General features: G+C 58.4%; 7 protein-coding genes. 4 read left to right on the top strand and 3 right to left on the bottom strand.

What is annotated here, in order from left to right; genetic code table 11:
- Window positions 1-188 precede the first annotated feature (188 nt).
- Window positions 189-1,358, top strand: coding sequence for an MFS transporter (locus EKM85_RS06555; RefSeq protein WP_125585472.1), 1,170 nt, complete (start codon window positions 189-191; stop codon window positions 1,356-1,358).
- Between the two features lie 131 nt (window positions 1,359-1,489).
- Window positions 1,490-2,746 (top strand): NRAMP family divalent metal transporter, encoded by a 1,257-nt coding sequence (locus EKM85_RS06550; protein ID WP_225418948.1) that lies wholly within the window; start codon window positions 1,490-1,492, stop codon window positions 2,744-2,746.
- 94 nt (window positions 2,747-2,840) lie between these two features.
- Here EKM85_RS06550 and EKM85_RS06545 read toward each other — a convergent pair whose 3' ends face one another.
- Window positions 2,841-3,557, bottom strand: coding sequence for a sulfite exporter TauE/SafE family protein (locus EKM85_RS06545; protein WP_125585471.1), 717 nt, complete (start codon window positions 3,555-3,557; stop codon window positions 2,841-2,843).
- A 304-nt stretch (window positions 3,558-3,861) separates the two neighbouring features.
- On the opposite strand from EKM85_RS06545, the gene EKM85_RS06540 reads away from it, so the two are divergent.
- Window positions 3,862-12,606, top strand: a complete 8,745-nt coding sequence (locus tag EKM85_RS06540; RefSeq protein ID WP_125585470.1) for a MucBP domain-containing protein — start codon at window positions 3,862-3,864, stop codon at window positions 12,604-12,606.
- Between the two features lie 365 nt (window positions 12,607-12,971).
- On the opposite strand, the gene EKM85_RS06535 is transcribed toward EKM85_RS06540, so the two are convergent.
- A complete protein-coding gene (locus EKM85_RS06535; protein ID WP_125585469.1) occupies window positions 12,972-13,601 on the bottom strand; it encodes a potassium channel family protein in 630 nt (209 codons plus the stop codon).
- Between the two features lie 32 nt (window positions 13,602-13,633).
- Window positions 13,634-15,022, bottom strand: coding sequence for a TrkH family potassium uptake protein (locus tag EKM85_RS06530; protein WP_125585468.1), 1,389 nt, complete (start codon window positions 15,020-15,022; stop codon window positions 13,634-13,636).
- Between the two features lie 121 nt (window positions 15,023-15,143).
- On the opposite strand from EKM85_RS06530, the gene EKM85_RS06525 reads away from it, so the two are divergent.
- Complete coding sequence (locus EKM85_RS06525) at window positions 15,144-16,601, top strand: peptide MFS transporter (RefSeq protein WP_125585467.1); 1,458 nt, start codon at window positions 15,144-15,146, stop codon at window positions 16,599-16,601.
- Window positions 16,602-17,117 lie beyond the last annotated feature (516 nt).

The raw sequence follows: 17,117 nt of genomic DNA, 5'->3' as shown, positions 1-17,117 counted from the left end.
CCATTTTGCACTTTTTAATAGGGCGCGCGCCTGTGTGAGACATCGTAAGGCCGGGTGAGCGGAAGCACCACCTGGATCGCCGAAGCCGCGTGCCCCCTGACACTGGTGACGAATGGGTAACACTGAAACCGTTGACATTGCCCCTCACTCCGTTAGAATTGCCAGTATTGACGCACACGGAGGGGTATATGTTTTCTTTACTGCTGGGAATTATTTATTTAGCGTTTATCAGCCTGGGCCTGCCGGACTCCCTGATTGGGGCCGGGTGGCCGGCGATGCACGCGCAGCTGGGGGTGCCGACCAGCTACGTCGGGATCATCACCATGCTGATCTCGGCGGACACGATCATTTCGAGCCTGCTGTCGGACCGGCTGACGCGGCGGTTTGGCGCGGGTAAGGTGACCGCCGCCAGCGTCGCGACCACGGCGCTGGCCTTGTTTGGGTTCTCGCTTGCGCCGAGTTTCATCTGGCTTTGCGTCTGGGCCGTGCCGTACGGGCTGGGCGCCGGGGCCGTTGATGCGGCGCTGAACAATTACGTGGCGCTGCATTACAAGGGCCGCCAGATGAACTGGCTGCACTGCTTTTGGGGCGTGGGCGCGGCCATCAGCCCGAACGTCATGAGTTACGCGCTGACCCACCAGCTGGGGTGGCAGTCCGGGTATCGCATCATCGGCATCATTCAGGTGGTGCTGACCTTCATCTTGATCGCGAGTCTCCCGCTGTGGGCCAAACCGCAAACCGCGGCCAGTGAAAAAGGGACCAGCAAGCCGTTGAAGATGGGCCAGTTGTTGCAACTGCGCGGCATCAAGCAGGTCCTCATCGCCTTTTTCGCCTACTGCTCCCTGGAGGCCACCGCTGGCATCTGGGCGGCCAGTTACCTGGTTCAGGCCCGGGGGGTCGCCGTGACGACGGCCGCGCGGTTCGCGGCGCTGTTTTACATTGGCATCACGGTGGGCCGCTTTCTGTCGGGCATTATCGCCGATCGGCTGGGCGACCGGCGCATGCTGGGCCTTGGAACGGGCGTTATGCTGGGCGGCGTGCTGCTGATCCTGCTGCCGCTGCCCGTGATCTCCGCGCTGGTTGGTCTCGTGGTCTTCGGGGTGGGCTGTGCGCCCATTTATCCCACCATCATTCACGAAACGCCGCACTCCTTTGGCGCCGACCACTCCCAGGCGGTGATTGGTCTGCAAATGGCGTCGGCGTACGTCGGCTCGACTTTTGCCCCACCGCTGTTTGGACTGCTGGCCGGCGCGGTGTCCATCAGCCTATACCCGGTGTACATCCTGGCCTTCACGGTGCTGATGGCCGGGGTGCTGATCTGGCAGACCCGGCTGATGCGCGCGACTGCTGCAAAATAGTGCGGCCGGCCAGGGCTCAACGCGCGTCGCCCGGAGTGGCTTTGCGATTTTGCGCCAAATGCTAACCGTTCTGGTAGTACAATAAGCCTATTCTTTAATGCACGGCCAAGCGCCGTCAGAGCGGAGTGGCAATCATCGAAAAGAAGGACACTTTAACCAAAACCCAGCGGCGCGGCCGCGGCTGGCTCGCCGTCTGGGGCCCCGGCCTGTTGGTCATGCTGGCCGACACGGACGCGGGCTGCCTGATCACGGCCGCCCAGTCCGGGGCGCAGTGGGGCTACACCATGGTGCTCCCGCAGCTGGTCCTGATCCCGGTCCTGTTCATGGCGCAGGAGATGACGGTGCGCCTGGGCATCATCACGCAGGAGGGCCACGGCACGCTGATCCGCCGGTACTTCGGCCGCGGCTGGGCCTGGCTGGCGGCCGTCACCCTCGGCATCTCCGCCGTCGGGGCACTGCTCACCGAATTCATCGGCATCGCCGGGGTCGGCGAGCTCTTCGGTGTGTCCAAGTGGGTCACGATCCCGCTCGCCACGGCATTTCTGGTCGGGATCGCTTTTTTGGGGGAGTACCGGCGCGTGGAAAAAATCGGCGTGATGGTCGGCCTCGCCGAGTTCGCGTTTGTCATCGCCATGGTCATGGCGAAGCCGCAGCTCGGCGATCTGATGCACGGGCTGGTCACGGTGCCGTGGCGGAGCAGCAGCTACGTGTACCTGGTGGCGGCCAACGTCGGCGCGGTCATCATGCCGTGGATGCTGTTTTACCAGCAAGGGGCCGTGGTGGACAAGCACCTGACGGCTGCCGATATTCCGCAGGAGCGCCGCGACACCGCCGTGGGCACGCTGATCACCCAAGCCATCATGATCGTGTTCATCGTGACGTTCGCGGCAACCGTCGGCAAGCACGGCGGCAGCGAGGCCTTCGCCACCGTGGGGCAGATGGCGACCGCGCTGGCGCCGTATATTGGCGCCCTGCCGGCCAACCTGCTGATCGGCACCAGCCTGCTGGGCGGGTCACTGGTCGCCGCCCTGGTTGTCGCGTTGGCTGGCACCTGGGGACTGACCGAGGTGCTCGGCTGGCCGCACAGCCTCAACGAACCGTTTAACCGCAAAAGCGCGGGCTTTTACCTGATCTACATCGGCGCGCACGTCATCGGCGCCATCTTGGTGTTGGCCAACATCCAGCTAGTGGATCTGGCCGTTACGGTCGAAGTGATCAACGCGCTGCTGGTGCCGATCGTGCTGGGGTTCTTGCTGCTGCTGGAGGCCAAGGCCCTGCCGGAAAAATACCGGATGCACGGTTGGTACCGCGTGGTCGCCACGACCCTGTGCCTGCTGGTGATGGCCTTTGGCCTGTACATGGTCGGGCCGATGACGCATCTGTGGTGAATTTCATTGCTTGACGCAAAAACGCACCACCCGCATTTTCTCTGACAAGCAGCAGGGAAACGCCGGTGGTGCGTTTTTTTGGTGGCAAGGGCGGTCAGAAAAACAGGTAGTACAGTCCGCTCAGGCCAATGAAGCCGTAGATCAGCGGCTTGATCTGGGTCAGGTCCCACTTGGCGGACAGCCGGGTGGCCAGGACGGTGCCCAGGGTGGCGGCAATGATCCCGCCGATGATGTAGGGGATGAGCGCGGGCGTGAGGATCCCGCTGGCGACGCGCACGCTGGTAATGTAAATGGTATCGAGCAGGAAAAACCCCTGCAGGTTGCCCATGTAGGTCGGCACCGAGGTCGACAGCGAGAGGAAATACAGCGCCATCAGCGGCCCCCCGATCCCGAACAGGCCGTTGAAAAAGCCTGAGATGACCATGAAGCCCAGCGCGATGGCCAGTGGGTAGCGGCGATCGCCGGCGCTTTTGACCAGAATGAAGTACAGTGCCAGCGCCACCAGCAACACGCCCAGCAAAAGGCGCAGCACGTGCGTGTCCAGCACCCTGCCGAGGTGGACCGACCAGGTGGCCACGCTCGCGTATATCAGGAACGGCCCGATGACCTGCTTGAAGTGAAAGTCGCGCCGGTAGCGCCACGCGAGGCTGGCCGTGCAGCTCAGCATGACCACGCCGCCCAGCCCGGCCGCCTCTGCGATGGGCAGGATCGCGGGAAAGAAGATCATCATAATGATCACCGAGCCAAAGCCGGTGATGCCTTGCACAAGCGCCGCGAAGAACGCGGGGATGAGAATGAGTAGCCAGTCCACAAGCAGGTCCTCCCTAGTTAACAACCTCAAGTGTGGGCAACTCGCAGTGGGCTGTCAATAGCCGGCGGCCGCGCATCGACTTGGGTGATGCCTACCGCGGTGGCAGCATCGGCTGCGGGCTGAAGCAACGACTCTTCAGTAACGATTTTTTCGGCGTGAGTTTTGACGAGCCGGCCGGGTATTCAAGAGGTTAGCCCGGTTGCATTTTCTATTAATCATTTTATGAATATTGATCGTTTTTCATACTCCGGTGGTTTAAAATAAAGGCGGAAAGAGTTGGCTAATAGCACTGGAGGGGATTGAAATGGGAGAAAAACGAACCGGTCTCACGACAGAGAAAACGCGATTTAGACTCTATAAGGCGAAGCACCAGTGGGTCATTGCAGGGGCGACCGTGATCACGATTGCGGCGCTCGGCTTCAGCAAGCCGAGCGCCGTTCGGGCGGATGCGACCTCGCCCAGCGCGGCAGACGCCGTGGCAGAAGAACCTAGCGCCAGTGCGCAAGCCGTCACCCTCAAGGTGGTCACCCGGACGATTCATTTTGTGGATGAGACCGGGAAAACCGTGTCAACTGACGTTGTCCAATCGGCCCATTTTGCGTCCAATGATGATGGGCAGACCTGGCAGCAGACCGACAGTCAGCTGGGCTTTGCGGCGATTGCTGCCGCCGCAGTGAACGGCATGACTGCCGAGCAGGACCAGGTGCCCGCGGCCAAGGTGGCTGCCACTGATCCAAACAGCGACGTGACGGTGCACTATGCCCAGGCCGCCGCGGCAGTGACGAACGCAGACCTGGACGCGGCTTCTCAAAAGACAGAAACAGCGGTTAAGGCAGGTGACACTGCGACGGCGGCTGCGGCTAAGGCGGCAGCGGTAGCAACTAATGCCGACACGGCAGCTGCTAAGCCGATAACCAGCGCCCCGACTGTGAGCTACAAGTCTCTGCTGGGGCAAACGTCAGACAGCCGTGGCACGGCGTCACTGACGGTCAACGGGCAGACGAGCATCGAAGAAGTATACGCCGGTTTGACCGGCTATCCGACGACAAAACCCGTCTCCGGAACCCAGGATAAAGACAAGTTATCGATTGTCGCCAGCAATTTGGTCAAAGGCGATAAGCTTACCATCACCTTGCCGAACTTTAAAGCCATCGACTCCGCGCCTAATTTGAGCGGTGCCACTAAAGTGCAAACGACGAACACGGTAACCTACACGGTGACGACGGATACGCTATCGTCGTTGGGTTTTGACATGCAGATCCAAGCGGCTTATTGGCCGGCTAAACCCCAGTTGGTTTATCAAGACAACGCGACGGTAGCTGTCAACAAAAACGTCACAGGCCAAGTGGCGATGAAGGCAACTTATCGCCTGGCGGATGTTAGCGGCTATAGCTTGTATCAAGGCCATGACGACATTCATGATAGCTACAGTTATGCTGGTAGTAGCAAAGTCCCTAGTGACATCCAAGTGGGGGATGACTTTGTCCGTTGGATCGACCTTGGTTATGAGACCGGTCTTACCGTGGCAGAATACAACAATTTAACGATCACCATGCCGGTGCCGACCACGTATCAACTCGACACGGCGGCCACTCAGCAATTCAACACGGCCACGACACATTTGATCGGTAATGATGACGACGATTTGACGAGTGTCTGGGATGTAAGTCAGGCTAGTGTTGGGGCACCTGTGGTCTTCACGCTCAATAAAGCGGCATCCCCGGCAACGGCAAAGCTCAATCGACCATTGTTTCTGGTGGGCAAGTTCACCAGCGGCGAAGGCACACAAACGGCATCGACGCCTGCTTCGGTTAGCGGTGACACAGTCTATGGGCATATCCAAGGCACTTTTGACACCTTCAAGGCAACAATCGTTGGTGATCCGGCGGTCAAGTACGAAGTTTCCGCGAAGCCTGTCACCAATTATGTCGGTCCGACTGATGTCGGGACCTATAACGTGATGAACTCGTCGTGGTTAACGTTAGACGTCACGAAGTCGATGAAACAGCCGGTTAATATGACGTTCAAGGTGCCTGCCAACATGATTGGCACCGGTTTAAAAGTTTCCAGCAGTAGTCCTGCAGATGCGCTTTACGGGTTGACGGCGACGTTGACGGCTTATGATGCCAACGGTGCCGTACTGGCGACGGCAGACCTGAATAGCTTGGCCCGAGACAGCAGTGCCGTTTATACCTGGATGCCTGATACTGATACAACGATCGCCACCTTTGGGGTAAACTTCACCTCACTGCCGAACACCTCGTATTCTCAGGTCAAACTGGCGCCGATTCTGGCGGTCGCGACGCCGCCAAACGGCTCTCAAACTTACACGATCCCGACGACTTCTGAGATTGGCGGGACAACGACTAATTTGACTGATTATCAAGTGATCGTCACCGACTCACATGCGATTACGAGTGCGGGCCCACATTTGGATGGGTCGAGCAACAATGGACCTTATCAGCCTGGTGATCCGCTGCGTGGTGCAGATAAAGATGCTGCCTTCAGTTTTTATCCTTTCGACCAATGGGATCTGACGACTTATAACATCTTGGACCAGCCATCGGTCTACTTCGTCCCGCTGCTGGATCACGCCACGTTTGTCTCGACCGACAAATTCAAGGATAACACCTCTGTGGTGACGCTTAACGGCCACCGCTATCTGCGTATCGATGTTCCTGCCGGATACAGCGTTAATGATTCGCTTAATAAAAAGTACAACACTAGCGTTGAAGTCAATCACATTCAGATCAACATGAAAGTGAACGCTGATGTAACACCAGACACTCAGATCAAGATGGGGGACTCCAAGCAGGAACCTGTCTTCATGGGGATCAATGATGACAATATTGATGCCAACGCCTGGACGACCAGTGGTGGCCGAATCTGGACGTTTGATCAGTTGCGCCAAGCCGGCTGGGGGGATGTTGCGACGCTCCTTCAAAACGCCGGTTACACGAAGGCTTATTTGGATGAGCTAGGGCGTCAATCCGCACTTTCTGCTGGCAAGATTTTCCAAATCACCGCGCCGACCGAATTAATGCTCGATACTGGTATCAAGGCTGATGCTGAAGACGCTTATGTCAGTGGCGATGGCGACACCGCCAGTTTCTATCCCGATGATTTGACCGGCTCGATCCGCGAATATATTTATAACGGTGGTGCCAACACCAATCTGGATTACCACGGTTTAGTCACCTTACCGAAAAAAGCTGATGGGGATGCGTATTCTCTCGACCTCACCGGCCCCATTACGGTGCCTGCCGGCGTGACGGTACAATACAGCACGGGCAAGGTGACCGGCACTGACGGCCAGGCGCTGTCTGCAACGCAATTGGCGAGCTTCACCGACGGGAGCGTCATCAGCGACTGGGGAAGTGTGAAGAGCATTCTTTTCACTGTGCCAACTTTGGCCAATAAAGCCTCTGTGAACGTTGAATTCCCGGTCAAAGTGACAGACACGCCGACTGACGCCGCGACGGCCAAGGCCTTGGTGTTCAACTACACCAAAGCCCAAGACGGGACCATTTTGGGCGCCAAGACGGCCGACCTGAACACGCGCGTGGCGGAGGCGCAGCGCATCATCACAGTGAAGTATCAAGACGAAGATGGTAACACATTGGCCGCTGACCGGACGATTATGGCCGACGCTGGCAGTAAGTTGACGCTCAAGCCGATGATGATCACGGGGTATAAGCCGAAACAGGATAGCCAAGAAAAAGACTACACCGTAACCAGAGAGCCACACCAGACAGTGACTTTCACATACGAGCAAACGCCGATGAGCGTGATCGTTAACTTCATTAATGTGCTGACCAACAAAGATGCTAAGAAACCATTGACTTTGCAAGGTAATATCGGTGATCCGCTTTTTCTTACCGAGGATACCTACACAAAGATTGACGGTTACACTGCGTTGCCAGACAACGCTACGAAGTACACGATCACGACTTCGCAGATCCAAAATATCAACTTGTACTTCACGCCGGAGACCGTGCCTTTTACTGTGAACTTCGTGGATGACGCGGACCACAGCAAGGCGCTCGCAACGGCGCAAAAGTTCGATAACGGGATCGTGGGGTATGAGTATCCGGTGACCGCAGCGACTGTCGCTGGCTACACTCCGACGAAGACGAGCGACAACCTGACGCTGTCAACGACGCAAAATAGCTATACCTTCTATTACAAAGCAAACCCGCAGACGCTGACGATTCACTATGTCGATGAATCAGGCCATTCGTTGCATCCAGATACGACTGCCGCGACGACCACCAATGCGGCTTATGATCTTAAGTCGACGGTCGATAATGTGGCAATTGCCGGTTACGAACGGGAAACGCCTGATGCGGATCTGAAAGGGACCGCGACGATCGGCGCAGATGGCAAGCTTGTGAAGTCAGAAGTGACCGTGACGTATCGGGTGGCCGCAAAAACGATCACGATTCACTTTGTCGACGACAAGGGTAATAAGTTGCATGATGACACTACCGCGACGACAGCCACCAATGCCGACTATGATCTCAAGTCGACAGTAGATGGCGTGCCGATTCTAGGCTACACTCGGCAAACAACCGATGACGCATTAAAGGGTACGGCAAAGGTTGATGCGAATGGTGAGCTTTTGGTTCCTGCAGTGACAATCGTTTACACAGCGGATGACCAGAATCTGACGATCCACTATGTCGATGATAAGGGCAATACGTTGCATGATGACAGCAGCGTACCGACAGCCACTGATGCAGATTACGACCTCAAGCCGACAGTCGATGGCGTGACGATTCCAGGTTATACGCGAAAGGCCACTGACGTTGAGCTGAAAGGTAAGGCAACGCTTGGTACTGACGGTAAGCTTTTGGTCCCTGCAGTGACAGTCGTTTACACGGCGGATGACCAGAATCTGACGATCCACTATGTCGATGATAAGGGCAATACGTTGCACGATGACAGCAGCGTACCGACAGCCACTGATGCGGACTATGACCTTAAGTCGACAGTCGATGGGGTGACGATTCCAGGCTATACCCGGAAGACCACCGATGAGGAATTGAAAGGTACCGCCAAGCTGAACTCTGACGGGAAGGTACCTGACGTAACGATCGTTTACACAGCAAATGCTCAGGATCTGACGGTTCACTATGTCGATGATAAGGGCAAGAAGTTGCACGATGACAGCACAGTGCCAACGACTACAGATGCGACTTATGATGTTAAGTCGACAGTCGATGGGGTGGATATTCCCGGCTATACCCGGAAGACCACCGATGAGGAATTGAAAGGTACCGCCAAGCTGAACTCTGACGGGAAGGTACCTGACGTAACAGTCGTTTACACAGCAAATGCTCAGAATTTGACGGTCCATTATGTCGATGTCAATGGTAAGACGTTGCATGAAGACAGTAGCGTGCCGACAGCCACTGATGCGGACTATGACCTTAAGTCGACAGTCGATGGCGTGGATATCCCAGGCTATACCCGGAAGACCACTGATGAGGAATTGAAAGGTACCGCCAAGCTGAACTCTGACGGGAAGGTACCTGACGTAACGGTCGTTTACACAGCAAATGCTCAGAAATTAACGATTCACTATGTTGACCTTAATGGTAATCAGTTACACGACGATACCACTTTCCCAACGACGACAGATGCAGACTATGATCTCAAGTCGACGGTCGACGGGGTGACAATTCCTGGCTATTACCAGCGGCAGACCACTGATGACGAGCTCAAAGGGACCGCAACGGTTGACGTTGACGGCAAGCTTTTGGTGCCAGAAGTCACAGTTACGTACAAGGCGCTGACGAAAACGATCCATGTTCACTATGTCAATAACTTAAGTGGTGAGGACCTCCTGCCAAGTAGCGAAATCACCAAGAACCTGGGCGAATTGTACACGGCATCGGCCCCAGTGATTCGCGGTTATTCACTGATGCCGGGCACTGTCAGTTTAGTGATGGATGTGATGGCAAAAGACACCGATGATGGGACGGAAAAAGACGCCGATGATGTGTTTTTCCGTTATCAGCCGAATATGCAAGTGCCGGACGAGACTGCTACCAAGACCGTTTTGACCATGCATTATGTGGACGTTGACAATAACGTAATCGCCGGTCCAACAACGCAGACCGGTAGAATTGGTGACGACTTCTCCGTTTCTGCACCTGAAATTCAAAATTATCATCCTCAGTATTACACGCCGGTCAGTGGAACGTATCAAGGCAATGCGATGGACTTGACCTTCGTTTATGACAAGAATGGGCAAGTCGTCGATGATGCTGCGACGCCTGCAACGTTGACGGTGCACTATACTAACGTTGTGACAGGTGAGCCTGCTCAGCCGGATAAGGTGACAACCGGCAATCAAGGTACTGCGTTCAGGGAAATGGCGCCAACAATCGCGGGTTACCGGATCCAAGGCGATGACTCTGCCAAGGGTACGTACCATGGCAACGCGATGGATCTGACGTTCAGCTATCTGCCAGACGGTACGGTAGTTGATGAAACTGCTACTCCAACGACGCTGACGGTGCACTATGTCAACATGTACACTGGCGAATCAATTCAAGCGGACAAAGTATCGACTGGCACTCAGGACACAGAATTTACTGAAACGGCACCAACGATTGCTGGGTACCGAATCCAAGGTGACGACTCCGAAAACGGGACTTACCAAGGTAACACGATGGATCTGACCTTCAGCTATCTCCAAGATGGCAAGACGGTTGATGAAACTGCTACTCCAACGACGCTGACGGTGCACTATGTCAACATGTACACTGGCGAATCGATTCAAGCGGACAAAGTAACGACTGGTACTCAGGACACAGAATTTACTGAAACGGCACCAACGATTGCTGGGTACCGAATCCAAGGTGACGACTCCGCAACGGGGACTTACCAAGGTAACACGATGGATCTGACCTTCAGCTATCTCCAAGATGGCAAGACGGTCGATGAAACTGCAACACCAACAACGCTGACGGTGCACTATGTCAACGTGCTGACCGGTGAGACAATCCAAGCAGATAAGGTCACAACCGCTGCGCAAGGCACCGCCTTCACAGAAACGGCACCAGCAATCGCTGGTTATCGTATCCAAGGTGACGACTCTGCCGAGGGTACGTACCAAGGCAACGCGATGAATCTGATCTTCAGCTACCTCCAAGATGGTAAGACGGTTGATGAAACCCCGACGCCGGCCACGCTGACGGTGCACTATGTCAACATATACACCGGCGAATCAATTCAAGCGGACAAAGTAACGACTGGCACTCAAGGCACAGCATTTACTGAAACGGCGCCAACAATCGCTGGTTACCGGATCCAAGGTGACGACTCCGCAACGGGGACTTACCAAGGTAACGCGATGAACCTGACCTTCAGCTATCTCCAAGATGGTAAGACGGTTGATGAAACTGCTAATCCAACGACGCTGACGGTGCACTATGTCAATGTGTCTACTGGCGAAACCATCCAGACTGATAAGGTAACGACTGGCGCACAAGGTACGGTGTTCACGGAAACGGCACCAACGATTGGCGGATACCGGATCCAAGGTGACGACTCCGCAACAGGGACATACCAAGGCAACGCAATGGACCTGACGTTCAGCTATCTCCAAGATGGTACAACGGTTGATGACACTGCGACACCGGCAACATTGACAGTGCACTATGTCAATGCCTTGACTGGCGAATCGATCCAGGCGGACAAGGTAACAACCGCTGCGCAAGGCACCGCCTTCACAGAAACGGCACCAGAAATCGCTGGTTACCGGATCCAAGGTGCCGACTCTGCCAAGGGTACGTACCAAGGCAACGCAATGAACCTGACGTTTACCTATCTCCAAGATGGTAAGACGGTTGATGACACTGCGACACCGGCTACGTTAACTGTGCACTATGTCAACGTCTTGACTGGCGAAGCAATCCAAGCGGACAAGGTCACAACCGCTGCGCAAGGCACCGCCTTCACAGAAGCGGCACCAGCAATCGCTGGTTACCGGATCCAAGGCAGCGGTTCTGAGACCGGGACATACCAAGGTAACGCGATGGCTCTGACCTTCAGCTACCTGCCAGACGGCCAAGTAGTTGACGAAACAGCGTCGCCCGCCACGTTGACGGTGCACTATGTCAACGTGCTGACCGGCGAAGCGATCCAAGCGGACAAGGTCACAACTGGTGCTCAGGGCACAACTTTCACCGAAGCGGCACCGGTAATCGCCGGCTACCGGATCCAAGGCGCTGACTCTGCCAAGGGGACGTACCAGGGTAACACGATGGATCTGACGTTCAGCTACCTGCCGGACGGCCGGGTCGTCGATGAAACCAAGACGCAGGTTACGCTGACTGTGCGCTACGTCGACGTTGCGACTGGGGCAACCTTGATTGCGACCAAGACGACGAGTGGTCAGCAGGGGACCGCTTTTGCCGAAACTGCACCAACAATTGCCGGGTACCACCTGATTGGTGAGTCGGCGATTACGGGGACTTACCAAGGCAACGTGATGACGGTGACCTTCAATTATGAAGCCGATGCAGCCCCGACCGACGGCGGCACCACGAATCCACCGTCAACGACTGGCGACCAGCCGAATGGCGGCGGGCAGACCACGACGCCGCCAGCAAACGATGGCAATCAACCGGGCGGAGACGACCAAGGGCTCACGACCCCACCGACGAACCCTGAAGGACAACTGACGACAGACGGGTCATCGACCACTAACCCACCGTTGGGCGATGGTCAGTCGGGTACGGCCGACGAGCCGGCCACCGAAACCCCAGAAGCTACGGTGGGCCAGGAAACCACTGCCACGCAGACGCCAAGTGGCACCGAGACAACTGCCACGAACCAGCCATCTGCTGCTTTTGATGCAGAAGGCCAGCTGAAAGGGCAAGCGACACTTGGCCGCCAGTCAACCGAAGCCGCGCTTGGCCGCCGGCTACCGACGACGGGTGAACGAACCAACCGCAGCCTGGGCATTGTCGGCGTCGCGCTGATGGCGCTGATGAGCCTGCTGGGCTTTGCGGGCGAACGCAAGCGTCAACGGTAGCACCACTCTTGGGCCTAGCCTTAATCTGGAGGCTAGGCCCTTTTGGGAGCGGCGCGGCGCCTTCAGAAGCCGAATCACGACCTCATGTTGGCGGTAATGCACCCCGTCGCTGTTCGCGTTTGGCTTGCATCTGTTCGCGGGCGTGGTACAGTAAAACTATCTTTGATAACGAACCGAGGGATAAGACATGACTTACGACTTGAAGCTTAGCGAAGCAGACCTGCAAATGATCGAGGACTGCCACTCGAAGAACCCGTCCATCGTCAAGGCGTGCGAAGAAGCGCGCAAGGCAGCCAAGTAGGCACTGCACCGGTACGCAAAAACAGTTCGCCACTCAGCGTTAAGCTGATGTTGGCGAACTGTTTTTATTTGCTCTCGACGGTGAGGAGCACATCGGCGGCGGCCAGTACCGTACTGGCGTTGACCGGGATCTGGGTGTGGCCGGCCCGGATCAGCGCCAGGACCTCGAGGCCGGCGGTTCGGCGCACGTCGGCCTGGGCCAAGGTCTTGCCCACCCACTCGGGGTCGGGGCGCTGCTCGGTGATGTTGACGCCGGGGATCTGGTCGAAGACGTCAAGGATGTTGGCGTTGATCAGCTTGTGGGCGATCTTGGCGCCCATTTCGACCTCCGGCAGGACGACCTGGTCGGCCCCGATCCGCTTGAGGATCTTGGCCTGCCGAGCGTCCAGGGCCTTGACGACCACGCGCCGGCAGCCGCGCTCCTTGGCCAGCATGGTGGCCATGACGCTGGCCTCGAACTGCTCGCCCATCGCAAAGACGACCACGTCGAAGTGTTCAATGGCGACCCGCTTGAGAAAATCCTCATCGCTGGCGTCGCCGACGACCGCCTGATCGACCAGGTCGGCGACGGCTTCGACGCGGGTCAGCTCCCGGTCGGCGGCGAGGAGCTCCACGTCATGTTCGGCTAAAGAATGGACAATGCTGGTGCCGAAGCGGCCAAGGCCGAAGACGGCAAAACTGTGGGCGTGCGGCATGGTGGTCACCGTTCCTTTCAAGTGGCGAGGGGTCAGCTGATGATCACGCTGGCGGCGGGGTAGTCGGCGGCGTGGCGGTGGCCTTTTTCCTTGAGGGTCAAGGCGACGGCCAGGGTGAGCGGGGACAGGCGGCCGATGAACATGCAGGCGGCGATCACGCCCTTGCCGGCCGAAGACAGCGCGGGGGTCAGGCCGGTGGTCAGCCCCACGGTGCCCGTCGCGCTGGTCGCTTCAAAAATCAGGTCGAGCAGCTGCGGGCGAAACGCGCTGTGCGCCTCGGTGAAGTGCAGGATCAACACGGCGCCGGCGATCACCGCAAACAGGGCGAAAAAGACGGCGAGGGCCCGCTGCAGCTGCGCCATGGGGATGCGGCGGCCGAAGATCACCAGGCCGGTGTGGCCGCGCAGGCTCGACATCACGGCCGCCGCCAGCAGCGCCAGGGTGATGGTCTTCACCCCGCCGGCGGTCCCGGCCGGGGAGCCCCCGATGAACATCAGCCCGCAGGCGACCAGCTTGCTGAGGGCAGAGAGCTGGCCCTGGTCGAAGGTCGCAAAGCCCGCCGTCCGCAGCGTGACCGCCTCAAACGCGGCCGTGAGCCACTTGTGCGGGGCACTCAGCCCGCCCAGCGTGCCGGGGTTGCCCCATTCCAGCAGAAGCAGCAGGCCGGTGCCGCCGCCCACCAGGATCAGCGAGACCAGGCCCACCAGCTTGGTGTGGACGCTGAGGTGGTGCAGACGCCGCCGCAGCGTTCCGCGGTGCATTTTCACCAGGTGCTGCAGTTCGTGCAGCACGGTGAAGCCCAGCCCGCCCAGCGTGATCAGGGCCATCACGGTCAGGTTGATCAGCCAGCTGCCCTGAAAATCGGCAAGGGAGCTTTCACCGATGATGTCAAAGCCCGCGTTGCAAAAGGCTGAAATGGCGTGAAACACCCCGTACCACAGCGATTCGCCCAGGGTGTAGCCGCGGCCCGCGGTGTAGAACCCGATCGCCAGCAGAAGCGCCCCGGCGCCCTCGATCAGCAGCGTGTAGCGCAGCACCCGCCGGACCAGGCGCGCCATGCCGCCCAGCGAGTCCTGGCTGAACATGGCCTGAACGGTGAGCCGCTGGCGCAGCCCGATGCGCTGGCGAAAAAGGACCAGGCTTCCGGTAACCACGGTGATGAAGCCGATCCCCCCGAGCTGGATCAGCCCGAGGATGACCAGCTGGCCGAACAGCGTCCAGTGCTGCATCGTGTTCACGACCACCAGGCCCGTGACGCAGCCAGCGCTGGTGGCGGTGAACAGGGCGTCCAGCCAGCCAATTGACTGGCCATTTTGGCTCGCCCAAGGCAGGTTAAGGAGGCCGGTGCCAATGGCGATCATCGCGGCGAAGCTGACGAGGATCGCCTGGGGGGCGGAGAGGTGCCAGTGCCGTTTTGCCATGTCGGACTCCTTTCTAAAGCGGTTACTTTCACTTTACCAAATCAAGCGGCCAAAAGCACCGCTGAGGCGCCGACTGCTGTGCTATATTGAACCATAATTGGACGCAAAGAAGGGGCAGCACGTGGCAAAAAGCAGCGGCATCATCGGTCGGCAGCCGCCGGCATTTAAACTTATGGCACTGGGGTCACTTGGCACGGGGTTTGCGACCTACGCCGTCAGTGCCATCATGATCCTTTACCTGTACGAGCCGCTGCGGTTAGGGGGCCTGGGGCTGGATCGCATCGCGGCGACGCAGATCATGGCAGTGTTCTCCGCGCTGGGGTACGTGGCCGGGATCGCCGGCAGTTACGCGGCCGACCGGCTGGTGGGCCTGCGCAAGCCCTACCTGTACGGCACCCTGCTGAAAATTGTGGCCATTGCGCTGCTGGTCGTCCCGCACGGCGGCCGCACGCTGTTTTTTGCCAGCCTGGCGCTGCAGGTGATTGCCTCTGGGGTGACGGGCCAAAGCCTGAACGCGCTGGTGGGGCTGCTTTATCGCAAGCGTCAGGGGATGCGCAGCACGGCGTTCACGCTGCTTTACATCATTGCCAACGTCGGCGCCGCGGGGCCGATCGTCACCGGGGCGGTGGCGGTCCACTTTGGGTACAATGCCGGTTTTCTGGTCGCGGTGGTCGTGCTGGCGCTGACGACGGCGCCGTACGTGCTGTTGAATCGCCGGGCCTTCGGTGAGCTGGGGATGACCGCACCGGATCCGCTGCTGCCGGCGGAGCGCCGCCAGCTCGGCCGCCGGCTGCTGGGCGGCATGGGGCTCGCCTGCGCGCTGCTTGGCGGCCTGCTGCTGAGTGGCTGGCTCACCGCTGGCCGGTTCAGCAGCGCCGTGGGCCTGCTGAGCATTCTGTTGCCGATCGGTTACGTGGCGGTCATTGTTCGCAGCCCTAAGGTCACGCCCCAAGACGCCCGCCACGTCAAAACTTACAGCCTGTTTCTGATCGGCAACACGATCACCATGCTGGTGTACGGTCAGGCGACGGGGATCCTGGCGCTGTACACGCTGGACCGAGTGGACCTGACCGTGTGGGGCCTGCACCTGTCGGCCGCGAGCTTTCAGACCATCCCCGCCGTGCTGGCCGTCGTGTTCGGCAGTGTGATCAGCGCGCTGTGGGCCTGGCTGGGCTGGCGCCAGCCCAGCGCGAGTCTGAAATTCGGCCTTGGCATGCTGCTTTGGGGGGCCGGGCCCTTGTTTATGATCATCCCACTGCGCCTGTTTGCCGCGAGCGTGCGGGTCTCGCCGCTGTGGATCGTGATGTTCTACGTCCTGATCATCGCCGGGGAGACACTGACCTCGCCGGTCGGGACGGCGCTGGCCAGTGCCGTCGCCCCGGCCGCTTTTGTCACGCAGATGATGACGGTGTTCACATTGTCGCAAGCGGCCGGCTCCGGGCTGGCGGCAGTGGCCGCCAACTTCTATACGCCGGGGCACGAGGCCATGTACTTCCTGGTCATCGGCGCCATCGCCGTGCTTTGGGGGCTCGTCATGCTGATCGGCAACCGGCGGATCGCCGCGGGCATTGTGCAGTGACCTCGCGCACCGGACGTTCAGGTTGTCACGCACGGTGCTGGCGATTCTCAGTTAAGCCTCAGGACCCGGTGGCAACAGGGTGACGAAAAAAGTGCCATTAATTTGGTTAACCCCATTGCTTATTCAGACTAGTTGCGGTTAACTGTTAGTGACTAGGAAGGATACTAGTCTCCCGCAATTGCGTTACCTCCCCCAAGCGAAACGCAATTGGTCATCCGCTGGCGCCGGAACCAGTAGATTGGCCCACATGGTTTAAGCCCTCGCCGCGATGACGCCGGCGGGGGTTTTTGCAAGGTGTGCAGGGCTCGCGCACTTAGCGGGATGGGTAGCCTAGGTGAGGGCATTGCCGCCGGTTTTAGGCGGCGAGGCCCTCACCGTAGCTAGCCACTCCCGCGTTGCGAACCCGGAACCCGATTAGTAAGGTGTGCAGGGCTCGCGTACTTAGGCAGACGCATTGCCTAGCCTGGTGCTTTGCTCGCAAAGCGAGTGAAGTGCCAGGCGTAGCAATGCGCTCTG

The organism is Lacticaseibacillus jixianensis (assembly GCF_003946485.1).
In the GTDB taxonomy this organism is placed as follows: domain Bacteria; phylum Bacillota; class Bacilli; order Lactobacillales; family Lactobacillaceae; genus Lacticaseibacillus; species Lacticaseibacillus jixianensis.
Note: the sequence above shows the minus strand (reverse complement) of the source record. Positions and strands in the feature narration are given on the sequence as shown.

Bases quoted from the DNA above. Each gene is read 5' to 3' on its own strand.
- EKM85_RS06530 (WP_125585468.1), bottom strand. From the start codon at position 15,022: ATGGCAAAACGGCACTGGCACCTCTCCGCCCCCCAGGCGATCCTCGTC.
- EKM85_RS06540 (WP_125585470.1), top strand. From the start codon at position 3,862: ATGGGAGAAAAACGAACCGGTCTCACGACAGAGAAAACGCGATTTAGA.
- EKM85_RS06555 (WP_125585472.1), top strand. From the start codon at position 189: ATGTTTTCTTTACTGCTGGGAATTATTTATTTAGCGTTTATCAGCCTG.
- EKM85_RS06535 (WP_125585469.1), bottom strand. From the start codon at position 13,601: ATGCCGCACGCCCACAGTTTTGCCGTCTTCGGCCTTGGCCGCTTCGGC.